Origin of the sequence: Mycobacterium simulans (genome assembly GCF_900232995.1) — a bacterium.
GTDB lineage: Bacteria > Actinomycetota > Actinomycetes > Mycobacteriales > Mycobacteriaceae > Mycobacterium > Mycobacterium simulans.
Genome location: NZ_OCVX01000005.1, coordinates 522,523 through 538,341, shown reverse-complemented (window position 1 = coordinate 538,341; position 15,819 = coordinate 522,523). Strand labels below are relative to the sequence as shown.

The following is a 15,819-nucleotide window of genomic DNA, read 5'->3' as shown; positions in this document are numbered from 1 at the left end:
AGGAGCCGTCATCCGCGCACCCGCACCCGGCGCACCAAGATGGTGGCGAGGTGCACAGCCAGCAAACCGAGCACGATACTCACGAGCGTATAGGCGATGGCCAAGATCCAATGGCCGTGCTCGATCATCCTGATCGTCTCGACCTGCATCGTCGAAAAAGTCGTGAGCCCGCCGCACAATCCCGTGCCGAGCAACGGCCGCCGATAACTCGACAACGGCAACCGTTCCAGCAGCCGTGTCGTGAAGTAACCCACCAGCAAGGCCCCGACGATGTTGACGGTAAACGTTGGCCAGGGCCACCGTGCCGGGTCGGGGACGGCCAGGGTGCCCAGCGCCGCTCGGGCGAGTGCGCCGAGCGCTCCGCCGACGAAAATCGCAGCCAACTCCCGGTAATCGTGGCTTGCCACTGGATGTTTCCCTTCGGTGTGCCAAGTGTGCGCCTACGCAGCCTAGGGCCGGACCGCGGCGTATGGGCAGAATTGGTAACCATGGTCAACCCGCGAGCCGGACAGCCGGCACAGCCCGAGGACCTTGTCGATCTGCCCCACCTGGTGACTGCGTATTACACCGTGGCGCCCGACCCCGACGACGTCGCGCAGCAGGTGTCTTTCGGGACCTCGGGTCACCGCGGTTCGGCCCTGACCGGGGCGTTCAATGAGGCCCATATCCTCGCCATCACCCAGGCCATCGTCGAATACCGCGCGGGCCAGGGCACCACCGGGCCGCTGTTCATCGGCCGTGACACGCATGGTCTTTCGGAACCGGCGTGGGTGTCGGCGCTGGAGGTGCTGGCGGGCAATGAAGTGCTAGCAGTGGTGGACAGTCGTGACCGCTACACGCCGACGCCGGCGATCAGCCACGCCATCCTGACCTACAACCGCGGCCGCACCGAGGGGCTGGCCGATGGAATCGTCGTGACCCCGTCGCACAACCCGCCGTCCGACGGCGGCTTCAAGTACAACCCGCCCAGCGGCGGCCCGGCAGGTAGTGACGCCACCAACGCAATAGCCAAGCGCGCCAACGAGATTCTGCGAAACGGGTCAGGGGTTCGGCGGGTGCCTTTTGCGCGGGCGTTGGGGGCCGTGCAGCGTCATGATTATTTGGGCAACTATGTCGACGACCTGCCCAACGTGGGCGATATCGCGGCCATTCGTGATGCGGGGGGGCGCATCGGGGCCGACCCGCTGGGCGGGGCGAGCGTGGACTACTGGGGTGAGATCGCTTCGCGGCACCGCCTAGAGCTGACCGTGGTCAATCCATTGGTCGATGCGACGTGGCGGTTCATGACGCTGGATACCGATGGCAAGATCCGGATGGACTGCAGCTCGCCGGATGCGATGGCTGGGCTCATTCGAACGATGTTGGGCAACCGCGATCGCTACCAGATCGCCACCGGCAACGACGCCGACGCCGACCGTCACGGCATCGTCACCCCGGACGAGGGCCTGCTGAACCCGAACCACTACCTGGCCGTGGCCATCGACTATCTCTATACCCACCGGCCGTCCTGGCCTTCTGGCATTGCGGTTGGCAAAACGGCGGTGAGTTCGTCGATCATCGACCGCGTGGTCGCCGGCATCGGCCGTCAGCTCGTCGAGGTACCGGTCGGGTTCAAATGGTTCGTCGACGGTCTGATCGGTGGCACCATCGGGTTCGGCGGCGAGGAGTCGGCGGGGGCGTCGTTTCTGCGGCGGGACGGATCGGTGTGGACCACCGACAAAGACGGCATCATCCTGGCGTTGCTGGCCTCGGAGATCCTGGCAGTCACGGGCAAGACGCCGTCGCAGCGGTATGCCGAGCTGGCTTCCGAGTATGGCGCGCCGACGTATGCGCGGGTCGATGCGCCCGCCGACCGTGAGCAAAAGGCGCGACTGTCTAGGCTCTCGGCCGATCAGGTCAGCGCCACCGAATTGGCTGGCGAGCCCATCACCGCCAAGCTGACCTCGGCGCCAGGCAACGGCGCACCGCTGGGCGGGCTCAAGGTGACGACGGCCAATGCGTGGTTTGCCGCCCGGCCGTCGGGCACCGAGGACGTTTACAAGATCTACGCCGAGTCCTTCCGCGGTCCGGAGCATCTGGCCGAAGTGCAGAAAATCGCCCGCGAAGTGGTCAATCAGGTCATCGGGTAGAGCCGTCTGACCAGGGGCTTTGAACCCGTGTTGCCAGTGGTGTAGCTTCGATGGGCACAACTTCTTGGGGCTATGGCGCAGCTGGTAGCGCACCACACTGGCAGTGTGGGGGTCAGGGGTTCGAGTCCCCTTAGCTCCACCAGAGAAGAGCCGCACCGGCGTGTTGCGAAGTACGCACTGTGCGCGCCGGTACCAGATCATCAGCCAGCGCATCGCCCATCACGCGGGTGCCGGCATAGGTTCGGCCACGGGTTCCCGCGGGCTGTGCAAACTAGCGAGCCAGTCCAAGGAACACCATCAAAGACCGTTCGATGTCCGCCAAGAGTGCTGTCGGCGCCCGACCGATACGCGCGCCAAGGTTCGACCGGCGCACGGTCGTGATCTTGTCGATCATCGCGAAGGTGGGCTCGGTGATGTTCGTCGTCTCGTCGTTCGGCACGGCAACCCGGGATATCGGCGTGTCGGTGACCGTCGTGGTCAGCGGGATGACGACGACCGAATCTGTCTCCGCGAACAGGTCGTCTTGGATGATGATCGCTGGGCGCGGCTTGGCTGCGTAGACACCACCGGTGACGGTCCACAGCTCGCCACGGTTCACGCGTCGTCGTCCAGCGAACCAAGAGCGGAGATCGCCTCGACGAACTCCATGTCGTCGCTGCGTCGATCAGCTTCTGCGAGGGCCAGCGCCTCACGGTGTGCTTCAGCGGCGAACGCAGCTGAGCGGACATCCGGCACCCACACCTGGACGGGGCGATACCCTCGCAGGCGCATGCGCTCGCGGTATTGGCGAGCTCTCCGCGTCGATGTGCCCATGCTCTACATGTTTCATGAAACGACTGTTGCATGCAACACAAGGCAGTGTGGGGTCAGTGTGGCGAGCAGACGTAAAGGCCCCAAAAACCAACCGTTTTTGGCGGCCTTTACGTCTGCTCGCCTCTACGCGGGATGTCGGAGTTCGTGCTCGACTGCGCGGCGAATCCAAGACGAGACGGAGCGATCGTCTGCCGCGGCCGCAGCACGTACCTGCTCCAGGAGCTCGGGTGGGAAGCGAACGGGAACGGTGGCGGTCAGCCGGCGGCGCCCTGGTCCCTGAGGTTCCTGGTTTTCCGGGCCGGCGTAAAACTCGTATTCCTCGTCGGGGGTCATGGGGTGGTTCATCTGTCTCTCCGGTATGGGTCGGCGAGTTGTTTGGAGGCCTCGTAACAGCCGATGGGGCGACATCGTCGTGGGTCGCCGGCGCGGGCAGGGGCGAGGGGAACCATCAGGACGGCGCCGTCGACTTCGGCGACCATCAGTCAGTGGGCGGGTGGTTTGGCGGGGTAGAACATCGGATCGGATGCCCAGACTTCGCGGATGTCCTCGATGCCCAGGCGTGGGTGCTTAAACAGGTGGGCGGCTTGTGCGTCGATCTCGAACGGATCCTCTTCGTCGAGCAGATCGAGATCGAACAATTCGTCCGCCACATGCAGATTGTAATACAAACGGATACAAATAACCTGCTAGCTGAGAACATGTTCGGCTGGCACAGAGTTCGCTTTTGGCGTTGTGACGACAACCGTTACGACAATGGCTCCCTCAACCGCCACTGCTGACGGCACAAACACCGTCGACGTTTGGTCACCGCATCGGCCCGGGTCCTCGCAGTGTGGGGGTCAGGGGTTCGAATCCCCGTAGCTCCACTGGTTTTCACGGTATGAATCACGGCTCATGGATGCAGGCTCCACTGACCGTAATCCGGGGCAAGGACGTCGTTGACGTCAACTTCGTGTCCCCCGACGACTGGGCCTGGATTCGACGCCGTACTCACCACGCGTTGGTAGAGAACTGCGGCAGGGTCGATCCGACCGCGCGACCAAGCCTTGGTTTGCCAGGCCCACCGGTGGCCGGGGGTGCGCGAACTTCCGATAACGCCGTCGGCGGCCGCCCACTGGCACACATCGATACCGCCGTACACGCCGGTGCGCTGCACTCCCAACACCGAATTGATTCCGCGAAACCACTTCAGCGCCAGAGTGTTCCAGGTGTGGTGGTCTATGTCCTCGTCGATGGTAAAGAAGATTGGGGCACTTTGACCGCCACCCGCCGCGGTATGCAGCTTCCAGGCGGTGCGAGCGTCGGCGACGCCGCCGTTGAACCCGCGCTTGAAGTCCGATGATGCTGTCCCGCCTGGCTTGCCGTATTGGTAGTTGCTGACGATCATCAGCCCGGCTGCTTTCAGTTGGTCGGCGTAGGGCCGGGTGATCGGTTTGGCGCCAAAGGACGCACCGGGCCGCGACAGTGAGACGTAGTTGATGACGCCGGAATAGCCAGCAGCTCGAATGTGCTCCGCTGGAATTTGGCTCTGGGCGAAGTCGATCAGTTTGGGAGTCGCAGCAGCCGCTACTGGGGCGGCAACAGACGCCATGGCCGATGCCGCAGACAAGGCTGGCGCTGCGGACATAGCGATGGTGTAGCGCAATACGTCACGCCGGGAAATTGGGCGCGGCCGCCGGAGGTGTAGACACACCGACATGTCCATCGCGTGATGTTAACAATGTGACTGCTGTAAAAAGATGGTGTGTTTGAGCTGTAACCAAATCGGGTCCGTGTCGTTCAACGTCAATCCTGCGATACCGCCACGCAGCACACGGTGGTATCAATCAGGTATCATCCCGGCATGGGAATGACTTTGCGCCCCAGCGAGCAGCAGGCAGAAGCGTTGCGCCGGCAGGCGGCCGCCGAAGGCCGATCGATGCAGGCCGTTGCACTATCGGCCATCGACGAGTACATCGCCCGGCGGGCGCACAAGGCCAAGGTTGCTGCGGCGCTGCAGCGCGTGGTCCGCGAGGAGGCCAGTGTTTTGGAGCGTCTTAAGGACGCATGACGGATTACTTGGACCTCGAAGACCTGCTGGAGATTGCCCGAGAAGCCGTTGGCAAGGATGTCGTGGTCAGGGACTACGGTTTGCTCGAATCAGCTGTGGCGCGGCCTCGCGCCTCGGTGTTTGGTCAGGATGCCTACCTAGATCTGCAACTTAAGGCAGCGGCGCTCATGCATTCGCTGGCACGCAATCACGCGCTGGTGGACGGCAACGAGCGACTTGCGTGGACGGCGTGCCGGACGTTTCTTGCCATCAACGATCAGTGGATTGGTGCGCCGGAGGACGAGCGCTTCGACTTTGTGATCGGGGTAGCCAGCGGTGCAATGTCCGACCTCGACGAGATCGTAGAACAACTGCGCAGCTGGAGCTACCAGGAGGGCTGAACAGCCGGACGCGGACTCGACCGGTGAACCGATCCGCATCTACCTGGTTATGTGCAGCGGGCCGATACCGATCAGGTGGTCGCCGGTGAGCCCGATACCGATGTTGTAGTTGCCGGTGTTGAACAGCCCTTGGTTGAAGTTGCCGTGGTTGCCCACGCCGAGCGTGGTCAGGAAGCTCAGTGGCAATCCGCTGTTGCCGGTGCCTGTGTTGGCGATGCCCAGATTGAAGGTCCCGTTGTTCCAGGCGCCGACGTTTTGCAGGCCGGTGTTGAAGGCGCCGACGTTTTCGATGCCGGTGTTGAACAGGCCAGCGCCGCCGAAGCCGATCGTGCTGGGGTCGACATCGAAGGGGCTGACGTTGCCGATGCCGAGGTTTTCCACGCCGGAATTGAAGGCGCCGAAGCCGCCGAAGGTGGTGATGGGGTCATCAAAGCCGATGTCCCAGTGCGGGCTAAGGTTGGCGATGCCGACGTTGAGGCTGCCGGTGTTGCTGATGCCGGTGTTGAAGAGGCCGTTGTTGTAGAAGCCGATGTTTCCGCCGCCGATGTTGCCGTAACCAAAGTTGGCGATGTCCTGGACCGCCTGTGCGGGCGCGAACAAAGGTGCCGCTGCTGCCGGGGCGGTGCCGCTGCTGATGTGTAGCGGGCCGATTCCGATCAGGTGGTCGCCGGTTAGGCCGATGCCGAGGTTGTAGTTGCCGGTGTTGAACAGGCCTTGGTTGAAGTTGCCGTGGTTGCCGATGCCGAGTGTCTGCAGGATGCTCAGTGGCAGGCCGCTGTTGCCGGTGCCGGTGTTGGCGATGCCGATGTTGAGGGTGCCGTTGTTGGCTAGGCCGACGTTTTGCATGCCGGTGTTGAAGGCGCCGATGTTGTCGATGCCGTTGTTGGACAGGCCGAAGCCGCCGAAGGTGGTGATGGGGTCGGTGGGGGTGAAGTTGGGGCTGACGTTGTTGATGCCGAAGTTGAGGGTGCCGGTGTTGAAGAAGCCGATGTTGCCCTCGCCGACGTTGCCGTAGCCGAAGTTGGGTAGGGCGGCGGCGGCTGCCGAGGCGGCGCCACCTACGCCAGCAACAGGTGCATTGATCGCAGCGAGCGCGGCTTGCTCCAGGCGCTGCAACGGCGAAACGTTGGCGGCCTCGGCAGCCGCATAACCACTTCCGGCGGTGGTCAACGCCTGCACGAACTGGGTGTGAAACTTGGCAGCCTGCGCGCTGAGCTCTTGATAAGCCTTCGCGTGTGCGGAAAACAGCGATGCCACCGCCGCCGACACCTCATCCGCTCCGGCCGCCAGCAATGCCGTAGTCGGCGCCGCCGCCACCGTGTTGGCCGCGCTGATAGTCGAACCGATAGCAGCCAAGTCTGATGCCGCAGTTTCCACAATCTCTGGCACCGTGAACACGAAAGACATCACAAACCTCCTGGCAATCGCCTTCATATTTACTGCCGCGTCCGGCCTCATTGCCGCTCGGCGATTCCCGACCTTAACGAGACCCCAACGATGGATGTGTCCGTTTGGAGTCGAATTGACTTAAGCATTTGCTAGGTGTTGCTGAGAGCCAGCTATGCAAATACATTTCGATAGTGCAATTTGCACGAAAGCGCCAGCCGTCGATTGTGCAAATTGTACGAAAAGCCGCAATTGGTGTAGCCGCTGATTTTTTCGCTCGCGACAATTTCGACGACAATCCTGACGCCAGTCGCTCCCTCAAGCGCAACCCGTCACAACGCCGAAATATCCTCGTCGTGCCTGGTCACATGCCCTATCTGGGGAAATCGTGCGCAGAGATCGGCGAGTATCCGCGCTGGATCGGGCGTGTTGTAGCCCGATGGAGGACGGCCATCGTGTGATTTGTCGAACAACTGCCGATTCGATCGAAGGTGGGCAATCGTGACGACCAGTCTCTGACCTATCGATGTTGAGAAGCCGTTGGCAGACCCACTCGCGATCGCAAGTTCGCATTTGCTGTGTTGGTTCTTGTCGGTGTTTTATCGCCGCGCTGTGTTAGCGGAACAGCACGACGAATGGATCGAAGGCCGTCGCCGCCCTAATCCGCGGGGCGACACATCGGGCAGCGAAGCGCAAGGTCTGTCGGCCGGAGTCACGTTCGCTGCTGGTTCTCTTGGCCGCCAAGCGTTTAGCGCGCCACAGTCGTGACGGTCATCTGGTTGTCGCTGGTGGCCCACGATCGGATGAAGACGGCGATAGGTACCTGCTCGTCTCGGCCGTCTTCGCTACCGCTGTCGTTGAGGTGCACGACGCCCGCCGCGGTGTCGATACCGATCACCACGACGGCGTGGTTGGAATCGGGTTGACCGTCCGGGGTTTTGTCCACGACCGGCTCGCCCCAAAGGATTTCGGAGTTGACGCCGACGATCACCTTGCGGCTAGCGCTCAGCGCCTGCTCAAGTGCATCCATGCCGGTCGGGACGCCCGTGCTGTCCGTGTCCGTGCTCACCGCGCGGATAGCGTAGTGCGCCAGCAGCGTTGGTTCGTCATCAAAATAGGTGCCTTCTCCGGACTTGCGTTTCCCCGGCCTGGTGTAGACGGGTCCGGGGTGGACGATACTGGGCGTCGATTGGGCCACCCTGATGATCGCCGCCTCGGAGGGCTCGTGACCAGTCACTTGACCGACCACGTCGGCGACCGCCATCTCCACGCAATCGTCGTCGTATTTCTGGTAGCGCCAGAATGGGGCCGCGGCCGCGGGGTCGCCGTAAAGTGTCCGCGCGCCACGGGGAGGATCGGGAGCGGCTTGGGCTGTGCCGATCGCCAATCCCAGTGCGGCCGCGGCGCCTACTACCGCAAGGACCGCCGCCCGGGCCGCGGCCGCGATGCGGGTGCGGATCATGCCGTTCCTTCACTCCGGAGTGGATCAGCGAATTATCGCCATCGATTCTTGGGAAGTACTCTGCGAATCCTTGGAGATTTCGCGCCGAATATTGCGGCTGTATCGACAAACTCAAGCGCTGGATGCCCCAACCAGCCGGGCGATCCCGTCCGTCAGCACATCGAGGCCCAGCGGCCTGCCGGTAATCAGCGCATGCAGCGTGGCGCCGTCGAGAAACACGGCGACCGCCTCGGCGGCCCGTTGCCCGATCCGTGGTTCGAGCAGCGCCGCCAGACCCTCTGGCCACAGCCGGGCCAGGCGCTGCAATTCCGGTTGATGCGTTGCCGCGATGTACAACTCATTCAACGTGCGGTGCCGGTCCCGGTCGGTCAGGTAGTCGGCAGTAAGCCGGGCCAGGGTAGCGGGAAGGTCGGCGTTCTCGTCGAGCTCGCGGCCCCACTGCTCGAGCGCCTCGGCCGACGTGGTCGCGGCGTGCGCGAGCGCGGCTTGCCGCAACGCGCCGAGGTCACTGAAGTAATACGTCGTCGACCCAACGGGTACATCCGCCTCGGCGGCGACCCGGCGATGGGTCAGCTCGCCGAGGCCCCGGCGCGCGATCACCCGCCCGGCCGCTTCGACAATCGCCTGCCGGCGCCCGGCGGGGTCGCGCGGACGGCGGTCGGGCGCCGCGGTCAATGGGCACCGGCCAGGTTCAGCGTGACCACGCCGGCGATGATCAACCCGACGCCGACGATCTTGGCGAGCGAAGCCGGCGACCCGAGAAACAGCACCGCGATCAGCACGATGGCGGCAGTGCCGATGGCCGACCAGAGTGCGTAGGCGACGTCCGTCTGCATCCCGCGCGAAATCGACAGCGCCAACAGGGCGAAGGCGACGGCGTAGCCGACAAGGCATGCCAAAGTGGGCCATAGTCGTGTGAAGCCGTCCGTGCCTTTGAGCAAGCTGGTCGCCACGACCTCGGCGAATATCGCGCACAACAGGAACAGATAACTCAAGACGCCTCCTTGTGTACGAATGTACATGTACAAATGTACACAAAAACGGATTGGCCGGATCAGCAACAGCTGGCATGGCCAAATTGACCCGCACAGCCGCCCGTTACGCAACAATGACGAAAGCTGTGGCTAATCGAGGAGGCAACCCTGTGCGTCCTTGGATCATCTGGGGTGCCGGACTTCTGGCCTACATGGTCGCAGTGTTGGACCGCACGACGATGGGCGTCTCCGGCATGGACGCGGCGCAGCGCTTTTCCGTCACTCCCGGCGTGCTCTCGACGTTCGTCGTGGTTCAGGTCGTCGTTTACGCCGGCGCGCAGATTCCCGCGGGGGTACTACTCGACCGGTTCGGCTCCAAGGCGCTCATCTGCGCCGGTGCGGTTGCGCTGGCCGCCGGTCAGCTCATTCTGGCGTTCGCCGTGTCGATCCCAACGGCCGTCGCCGCTCGAGCGGTCGTTGGGCTGGGCGACGCGGTGACTTTCATCTCCGTGGTCAAGCTGGTCTCGTACTGGTTTCCGCCCACCCGTGTCCCCCTGGTCACTCAGCTGACCTTCATCGGCGGTCAGCTGGGCCAGGTGCTATCGGCGGTGCCGTTTCTTGGCATGCTCACCGGCGCGGGCTGGACCGCCGCCTACACTTCGACCGCCGCGCTCGGCGTGATGTGCGCCGCTATCGGCCTGGCGCTGATCCGTGACACCCCTCACGGACACGACGCTTGCATCGGCACCGCAACCTTTCGCGAACTCGTCGCGAGCGTGCGGACCGTGTGGTCCAACCCGGGCACGAGGCTGGGTTTCTTCATCCACCTGAGCAGTACCTTCCCGATCATGGTGTTCAGCTTCATGTGGGGCGTGCCGTACCTCACCCAGGCCCAAGGAATGCCGACGAACGTTGCCGGCTCCCTGCTCACCGTGTCGGTGGTGTCGACTTCTGCCGCCGGCGTGGTGGTAGGCGTCTGGACCGGCAGGCACCCAAAGCGGCGCTTGCTCATGGTGCTCGCCATTGTCGCCAGCAATGCCGTGGCCTGGACCGCGGTGTTAGCGCTGCCGTACCCCGCCCCGCGGTGGCTGCTGCTCGTCCTGGTCGTCGTGATGTCCGCCGGCGGCCCCGCGGCGATCGTCGCCTTGGATTTCGCGCGGACGCATAACCCAAGCGCGACGCTGGGCATCGCAAAGGGCATCGTCAACATGGGCGGGTTCGTCGCTGCGTTGGTGATCATGCCGGTAATGGGACTCATTCTCGAGGTAGCCGACGACTACTCCTTTGGCTCGTTTCGGCTGGCCTGGACGGTGCAGTACCCGATGTGGGTGCTGGGTGTCATCGCCATGCTGGTTACGGGGGGAAAGGCTCAGCGGCACAACGAGATCGAGCATCGGCAGAACTGGGCCGCGATCTCTGAGACTTCTCTGACCGCTGACGTCGACTAAAACATGAATGGTATGACAATGAACCTCAACCGCCGCCTCACTGGGTATTCGCCGGCCGTGCTGAGCTTGTTCCGGTTGGTCTACGGTCTGATGTTTGCCGGGTACGGCTCAATGATCCTCTTCGGCTGGCCCATTCGTCTGGCGCAGCACGTCGAGTTCGGATCGTGGCCCGGCTGGTACGCCGGGCTGATCGAACTGGTCGCGGGCGTCTTGATCGCCGCGGGACTGTTTACCCGCGCCGCCGCGTTCATTGCCTCCGGTGAAATGGCGGTCGCCTATTTCTGGATGCATCAACCGCGTTCGCTCTGGCCGATCGGTGATCCGCCTGACGGCAACGGTGGAATTCTGGCGATACTCTTCTGCTTTGGTTTCTTCCTGCTGGTCTTCACCGGGGCGGGCAGTTACTCGATCGACGCGCTGCGCGCCGCGAGACCCAGAAGCTAGTCGGGTTGGCTCGCAACGGCTTAGCTGTCGAGGTTGGTGCTGGTGGTGAGCGGTTCCCAGGCCGCGATCTCCGTCGACCGCCGGTCGGCGATGTAGCGGTACGCGAGCAGGGCGTCGGTACCTAGTGTCCTGAGTCATTAATTCGTTTGCAGTAGTTGGCGACTGATTCGAGGATCTGGTCGGCGGTCTTGGTCCAGACGTAGGGCTTGGGATCGTCGTTCCAGTGCTCGATCCAGGCGCGGATGTCGGTTGCGACGCCGGACCCAGCCCTCCAACTCGGCGCGTTCATCCTCGGTCAACACGATCTGCGCGGCATGCGGTGACGGCATCACCCATTCTAACAAGAACCCATGAATTAATGACTCAGGACACTAGGAGCAGGAAGGCGGGCGGTTCGCCTGAGTCGACGGCGGCGATGATCGCGGCGGCGGCCTTCTCGGGGTCGCCGGGCTGGGTGCCGTGCATGGTGTCGTTCTCTTTGCGGCGTCGCCCGGCGGTGTCGGCGTAATCGCCTATGGCAGTGGCCGATTGGGTGAGCGAGCGCCCGGCGAAGTCGGTGCGGAATGCGCCGGGCTCAACGACCGTGACCGAGATGCCAAGCGGGGCAAGTTCGCCGTGCAGGGCTCCACTGATGCCCTCCAGCGCGGCCTTGGCCGCGGAGTAATAGCCCGATCCCACGGGAGTCAGCTGAACGCCGATCGAGGAGATGTTGACGATCGCACCGGAGCGTCGGGCCCGCATGCCCGGCAAGACGGCCTTGATCATCTCGACTGCGCCGAAGAAGTGCGTCTCGAACAGGGTGCGGATGTCGGCGTCGTCGCCCTCCTCGATCGCGGCGCGGTAGCCGTATCCGGCGTTGTTCACCAGGACGTCGACGCCGCTGAATCGTTCTTGCGCCTGTCGCACGGCGGAGGTGACCTGCTCGGATTTGGTGACGTCGAGGGCAACGGCGAGTACCCGCTGGGGCGTGGCGTCGGCCAGGTCGGTGACGTTAGCGACGTCGCGTGCGCTGACGACGGTGTTGTGGCCGGCGCCGATGACCGCCTCAGCCAGTGCGCGGCCAAGTCCGGTCGAACAACCGGTGATGAGCCAGGTGGACATCGCAAACGTTCCTTCCGATCAACCCGTGATCGCTATTAAGCCGACCGGAACAACAAAATTGTTTTGAGTGCCAACTGATTTCTGCGGAGTGCTTCGGCAGACGCGGCTGCTAAAATCCCATCTTTTTGCACGTGACATTTCGATTCTGGCAGTACATTCCGATACCACCCCAGTCGCGTTGTGGGCCGCCTTTGATGCCCGGATTTAGCGCGCGCGGATCCTGTGTCAGTCCCGGGATGATGATGAGCAAATCATCGATTATCTCGGGAAATGCATCGTCGCTTGGGTCTGCGCGAGCGACGCCGCTGCTGCCGAGGAGAGCCGCCACCCCGATAAGGGCGGCCAACGCTGCGCGTGCCAACCTTTGAAGGGTCATTGATCGCCCTCTCTGCCATCCTCCGCGGATCCCTGGCTAAGTCCGAAGCTTACCCGCCAAGCCAACGTGTGAGTGGTCCGGCGAACGAAGAACGTGCACGAATTGCGCACCCCCGGGGCTGACGAGCGGCACCGCTCTTGCCAGCCTGCCTTGTCCGCATCGCAAACCAGCTACAAACCCGCAACAACTCCGATTTCGTCAACCAGCAAAGCCGTGAGCGAATCGGGACGTGCATAGCGTATTGGCCGTGATGCCGATTTCCGCGGTGATTCGCCGTGCCGCGGTCCTCGCTGTCTGGCTGGTCGTATCGATGACCGCACCTTCGGCAGGCGCGCAACCCGACGCCGAACCCCCTCCCGGCGCGGTGCCACCAGCCGACGGGGCCATACCCCCTGGCGCACCAGTGAGGGTGAACACACCTGACGGGTGGATCCTGGCTCTCGGCGCGAAGGACGAGAGACACGTTGCCGTGCCGCCGCTGACCACCGCGACGTCGTCTCGTGAATACCTCTCCAGCGGAATATTCGGCGCTTCGTTAACCGGGCCGGAATCCCCTCGAGGCTACCTCGAGGCCGGCTATGAGATCGGCTGTGGGATCGACATGAGCACGTCCAACGGCTTCGTCATGGCGAATGGCAGCGGGGTCGCGCCTTCTCTTGGCTCGGAGCTACCGCTAGGACCTGGTCAGCCACCTATTCTCATACCGCTGATCACTGGGTCGTACAACAACGTGATCAGCGTGGGGCTCAAGCCCGGGTTCGTCGTCATCGTGCCGGTGGTCAGGAAAGAGTTCCACAGTCCAAATCCTTGGATCATGATCCACGACTTCCACGTCAAAATCGACGGATGCGTCGGCCAGTCGTTCATTCGCTCTTATTCGACCCTGACCCGCATTACTGATGAATCCGACGTGGTGCTGTCGTATGTCGGCACCACGAAGGCCCTCTGATCGCGGCTGGCTCGGGACGCTACGGCCCGCTCTGCTCGGCGTGCCGAGTCCACTGTCTTTGCAACTGTCGCTCCGCGGCTGTAGAAATCAGGCTCGACGGCGCGAATTTCCTGGACGGCACCGGGCGGTCCTCGGTAAGCGGCCGGCCGTTGCCCCGAATTGCCTTGAGCGCCACGACGACTCCGGCAACGAACACAATGACGACCACCATCGCGAAGACGATCGACAACGTGCCCTGGATGAACGTGTTCCGGATGACGGCGTTGAGCTCGTCGAGGTTCGTCGCCGACCCGAACGCAGTCTTGCCCGCCTGCTTGGCCGCCGCGTACTGGGAATGCTGAGTCCAGTAGCTGACGGCGGGATCGGCGGAGAAGATCTTCTGCCACGATGCGCTCAGCGTGACGGCCAGGTCCCACAGCAGCGGAATCCCTGGTATCCAAGCCCATTTGAGGCGACCCAGCTTGATGACGACGACGGTGATGATCGTCAGCGCGATCGCCGCCAGCAATTGGTTGGCGATGCCGAACAGCGGAAACAGGGTGTTGATACCGCCCAGCGGATCGGTGACACCGAGTAACAGGATGCTGCCCCACGCAACGACCACCACCAGGCTGCAAAGCCACACGCCGGGACGCCAGCTCGGGTTTTGCAGCTTGCGCATCGGACCGCCCAGGTTGCCCAGCGCGTCGGAGATCATGAATCGCGCTGCCCTGGTGCCCGCGTCGACGGTGGTCAAGATGAACAGCGCCTCGAACATGATCGCGAAGTGGTACCAAAACGCCTTGAGCGCCTCGCCACCGAACACTTTGTGCAGCATCTCCGACATGCCGAACGCCAGTGTCGGTGCTCCGCCGGTACGCGACACGATTGACTTTTCGCCCACGCTGGCGGCAGCCCGGTTGAGCTGGTCAGCGGTCACCGGGTTACCCGGCAAGCCGAGCCCGTTGACATAGCGCGCTGCGCCGGCTGCAGTGTCATGGGTCTGGGCGGCGGGTGCGTTCAGGGTGAAATACAGGTGCTGGTCGAGGATCGACGCGGTGATCAGCGCCATGATCGCAACGAACGACTCGGTGATCATGCCGCCATAGCCGATCAGCCGCATCTGGCCTTCCTTCTCCAGCATTTTCGGCGTGGTTCCCGACGAGATCAGTGCATGGAATCCGGAGAGGGCGCCGCACGCGACGGTGATGAACAGGAACGGAAACAGGGAGCCGGCGAACGCGGGTCCGTTGCCTCTGACGGCGAACTGCGAGATCGCCGGCGCCGCGAGCGCCGGGTGGGCCAGACACACGCCGACGGCGAGCAGCGTGATGGTACCGACCTTCATGAAGGTCGACAGGTAGTCGCGCGGCGCGAGCAGCAGCCAAACCGGCAGCACCGATGCAGCGAAGCCGTAACCGATGAGCAGCCAGGACAGCGTGACCGGCGAAAGGCCGAACCACGTTGCGCCCCAAGATGTATTGGCGACCCAGTCGCCGGAGACGACGGCGAGCAGCAGCAGTCCCACGCCGATCACCGATACTTCGGTCACCCGCCCGGGCCGCAGGAACCGCAGGTAGTAGCCCATGAACAGGGCGATGGGGATGGTCATGGCTATCGAGAACACGCCCCACGGGCTCTTTGCCAGTGCCCGCACCACCACCAGCGCCAGCACCGCGATCACGATGGTGATGATGACGGGGATCCCGATCAGTGCCGCCACCCCGGCGCTGTCGCCGAGTTCGTCGCGAACCATCTGGCCCAGCGAACGACCCCGCCGCCGGGTGGAAATCCACAACACCAAGTAATCCTGTACACAGCCGGCGAGCACCGCGCCGATGACGATCCAGATGGCGCTCGGCAAGTAACCCATCTGGGTGGCCAGCACCGGACCGACCAGCGGCCCAGCTCCGGCGATGGCGGCGAAGTGGTGGCCGAACACCACGCGCCGGTCGGTCGGCACGTAGTCGGTGCCATTGTCGAAGACCTCGGCAGGCGTGGCGTGATCGTCGCGGGGGCGCACAATCTTCATCTCGATCAGCCGCGCATAGAACCGAAAGGCGATGACGTAGGTGCAGCTCGCGGCGACCACCAGCCAAACCGCGTTCACCGGCTCGCCGCGGACGAACGCGATGATCGCCCAGGCGAGGGCCCCGAGCGCGGCGATCACGCCGAAGAAGATCCTGTGCCTGACGGTGATCGGGGAGTGGTCGACGATCGCCACAGGCGGCAGGGCGGCGTCGGTGCGGATATAGGTGACATCGCGCTCCACCCGAGCTCCCTCCCAGTGTTGGCAGCGAGTGTGAATCTACCGACGCCTGATCAGCG

At 63.6% G+C, this 15,819-nt stretch carries 20 protein-coding genes, 1 tRNA gene and 1 pseudogene; 8 read left to right on the top strand and 14 right to left on the bottom strand.

Going from position 1 to position 15,819, the window contains the following annotated elements; translation table 11 throughout:
• Nucleotides 1-8: 8 nt before the first annotated feature.
• Nucleotides 9-407 carry a fluoride efflux transporter CrcB gene (crcB, locus tag MSIMFI_RS21055; RefSeq protein WP_191498968.1) on the bottom strand — a complete coding sequence of 133 codons (399 nt, stop codon included), beginning with the start codon at nt 405-407 and terminating at the stop codon, nt 9-11.
• 81 nt (nt 408-488) lie between these two features.
• On the opposite strand from crcB, the gene pgm reads away from it, so the two are divergent.
• Together pgm and MSIMFI_RS21045 are read left to right on the top strand one after the other, a co-directional pair.
• Complete coding sequence (gene pgm / locus MSIMFI_RS21050) at nt 489-2,129, top strand: phosphoglucomutase (alpha-D-glucose-1,6-bisphosphate-dependent) (RefSeq protein WP_191498967.1); 1,641 nt, start codon at nt 489-491, stop codon at nt 2,127-2,129.
• A 66-nt stretch (nt 2,130-2,195) separates the two neighbouring features.
• Nucleotides 2,196-2,271: transfer RNA gene (locus MSIMFI_RS21045), tRNA-Ala, on the top strand.
• Between the two features lie 129 nt (nt 2,272-2,400).
• On the opposite strand, the gene MSIMFI_RS21040 is transcribed toward MSIMFI_RS21045, so the two are convergent.
• The 5 genes from MSIMFI_RS21040 to MSIMFI_RS21020 form a co-directional block, all read right to left on the bottom strand.
• Nucleotides 2,401-2,727, bottom strand: coding sequence for a type II toxin-antitoxin system PemK/MazF family toxin (locus MSIMFI_RS21040; RefSeq protein ID WP_191498966.1), 327 nt, complete (start codon nt 2,725-2,727; stop codon nt 2,401-2,403).
• Nucleotides 2,724-2,942, bottom strand: a complete 219-nt coding sequence (locus tag MSIMFI_RS21035) for an antitoxin MazE family protein (protein WP_191498965.1) — start codon at nt 2,940-2,942, stop codon at nt 2,724-2,726. Before MSIMFI_RS21035 ends, MSIMFI_RS21040 begins: the two co-directional genes overlap by 4 nt.
• A gap of 123 nt (nt 2,943-3,065) precedes the next feature.
• Nucleotides 3,066-3,287, bottom strand: a complete 222-nt coding sequence (locus MSIMFI_RS21030; protein WP_191498964.1) for a YlcI/YnfO family protein — start codon at nt 3,285-3,287, stop codon at nt 3,066-3,068.
• Between the two features lie 137 nt (nt 3,288-3,424).
• Entirely contained in the window at nt 3,425-3,592 is a 168-nt protein-coding gene (locus tag MSIMFI_RS28405) for a hypothetical protein (RefSeq protein ID WP_224770347.1), read from the bottom strand.
• A gap of 242 nt (nt 3,593-3,834) precedes the next feature.
• Nucleotides 3,835-4,647, bottom strand: a complete 813-nt coding sequence (locus MSIMFI_RS21020) for a DUF1906 domain-containing protein (RefSeq protein WP_191498963.1) — start codon at nt 4,645-4,647, stop codon at nt 3,835-3,837.
• Nucleotides 4,648-4,785: 138 nt separating this feature from the next.
• Here MSIMFI_RS21020 and MSIMFI_RS21015 point away from each other — a divergent pair, with 138 nt between their 5' ends.
• Together MSIMFI_RS21015 and MSIMFI_RS21010 are read left to right on the top strand one after the other, a co-directional pair.
• Complete coding sequence (locus tag MSIMFI_RS21015) at nt 4,786-4,992, top strand: CopG family transcriptional regulator (protein ID WP_191498962.1); 207 nt, start codon at nt 4,786-4,788, stop codon at nt 4,990-4,992.
• Entirely contained in the window at nt 4,989-5,372 is a 384-nt protein-coding gene (locus MSIMFI_RS21010) for a type II toxin-antitoxin system death-on-curing family toxin (RefSeq protein ID WP_191498961.1), read from the top strand. Before MSIMFI_RS21015 ends, MSIMFI_RS21010 begins: the two co-directional genes overlap by 4 nt.
• A gap of 39 nt (nt 5,373-5,411) precedes the next feature.
• On the opposite strand, the gene MSIMFI_RS29375 is transcribed toward MSIMFI_RS21010, so the two are convergent.
• Entirely contained in the window at nt 5,412-6,779 is a 1,368-nt protein-coding gene (locus tag MSIMFI_RS29375; protein WP_191498960.1) for a PE family protein, read from the bottom strand.
• 173 nt (nt 6,780-6,952) lie between these two features.
• Between MSIMFI_RS29375 and MSIMFI_RS21000 the strand changes: the two genes are divergently transcribed.
• Complete coding sequence (locus tag MSIMFI_RS21000; RefSeq protein ID WP_191498959.1) at nt 6,953-7,219, top strand: hypothetical protein; 267 nt, start codon at nt 6,953-6,955, stop codon at nt 7,217-7,219.
• 287 nt (nt 7,220-7,506) lie between these two features.
• On the opposite strand, the gene MSIMFI_RS20995 is transcribed toward MSIMFI_RS21000, so the two are convergent.
• From MSIMFI_RS20995 to MSIMFI_RS20985, 3 genes are all read right to left on the bottom strand, one after another.
• Nucleotides 7,507-8,220, bottom strand: a complete 714-nt coding sequence (locus MSIMFI_RS20995; RefSeq protein ID WP_191498958.1) for a cysteine peptidase family C39 domain-containing protein — start codon at nt 8,218-8,220, stop codon at nt 7,507-7,509.
• A gap of 111 nt (nt 8,221-8,331) precedes the next feature.
• A complete protein-coding gene (locus MSIMFI_RS20990) occupies nt 8,332-8,895 on the bottom strand; it encodes a TetR/AcrR family transcriptional regulator (RefSeq protein ID WP_191498957.1) in 564 nt (187 codons plus the stop codon).
• Complete coding sequence (locus tag MSIMFI_RS20985; protein ID WP_191498956.1) at nt 8,892-9,215, bottom strand: DMT family transporter; 324 nt, start codon at nt 9,213-9,215, stop codon at nt 8,892-8,894. Before MSIMFI_RS20985 ends, MSIMFI_RS20990 begins: the two co-directional genes overlap by 4 nt.
• Before the next feature lie 149 nt (nt 9,216-9,364).
• Here MSIMFI_RS20985 and MSIMFI_RS20980 point away from each other — a divergent pair, with 149 nt between their 5' ends.
• Both MSIMFI_RS20980 and MSIMFI_RS20975 read left to right on the top strand, forming a co-directional pair.
• Nucleotides 9,365-10,642, top strand: coding sequence for an MFS transporter (locus MSIMFI_RS20980; RefSeq protein ID WP_186242158.1), 1,278 nt, complete (start codon nt 9,365-9,367; stop codon nt 10,640-10,642).
• Nucleotides 10,643-10,654: 12 nt separating this feature from the next.
• Nucleotides 10,655-11,086: a DoxX family protein gene (locus MSIMFI_RS20975; protein WP_186242159.1), complete on the top strand. Its 432-nt coding sequence runs from the start codon at nt 10,655-10,657 to the stop codon at nt 11,084-11,086.
• Between the two features lie 121 nt (nt 11,087-11,207).
• On the opposite strand, the pseudogene MSIMFI_RS20970 reads toward MSIMFI_RS20975, so the two are convergent.
• The 3 genes and pseudogenes from MSIMFI_RS20970 to MSIMFI_RS20960 form a co-directional block, all read right to left on the bottom strand.
• A pseudogene (locus tag MSIMFI_RS20970) lies at nt 11,208-11,333 on the bottom strand (IS630 family transposase); the annotation flags it as partial.
• Between the two features lie 116 nt (nt 11,334-11,449).
• Nucleotides 11,450-12,187, bottom strand: a complete 738-nt coding sequence (locus MSIMFI_RS20965; RefSeq protein WP_191498955.1) for an oxidoreductase — start codon at nt 12,185-12,187, stop codon at nt 11,450-11,452.
• A gap of 109 nt (nt 12,188-12,296) precedes the next feature.
• Nucleotides 12,297-12,563: a hypothetical protein gene (locus tag MSIMFI_RS20960; RefSeq protein ID WP_191498954.1), complete on the bottom strand. Its 267-nt coding sequence runs from the start codon at nt 12,561-12,563 to the stop codon at nt 12,297-12,299.
• Nucleotides 12,564-12,813: 250 nt separating this feature from the next.
• Here MSIMFI_RS20960 and MSIMFI_RS20955 point away from each other — a divergent pair, with 250 nt between their 5' ends.
• The gene (locus MSIMFI_RS20955) at nt 12,814-13,512 is read left to right on the top strand and encodes an MspA family porin (RefSeq protein ID WP_191499113.1); all 699 of its coding nucleotides are present in this window, start codon (nt 12,814-12,816) and stop codon (nt 13,510-13,512) included.
• Between the two features lie 19 nt (nt 13,513-13,531).
• Here the strand turns inward: MSIMFI_RS20955 and MSIMFI_RS20950 are convergent, their stop codons facing one another.
• Nucleotides 13,532-15,799 carry a carbon starvation CstA family protein gene (locus tag MSIMFI_RS20950; RefSeq protein ID WP_191499112.1) on the bottom strand — a complete coding sequence of 756 codons (2,268 nt, stop codon included), beginning with the start codon at nt 15,797-15,799 and terminating at the stop codon, nt 13,532-13,534.
• Between the last annotated feature and the right edge of the window lie 20 nt (nt 15,800-15,819).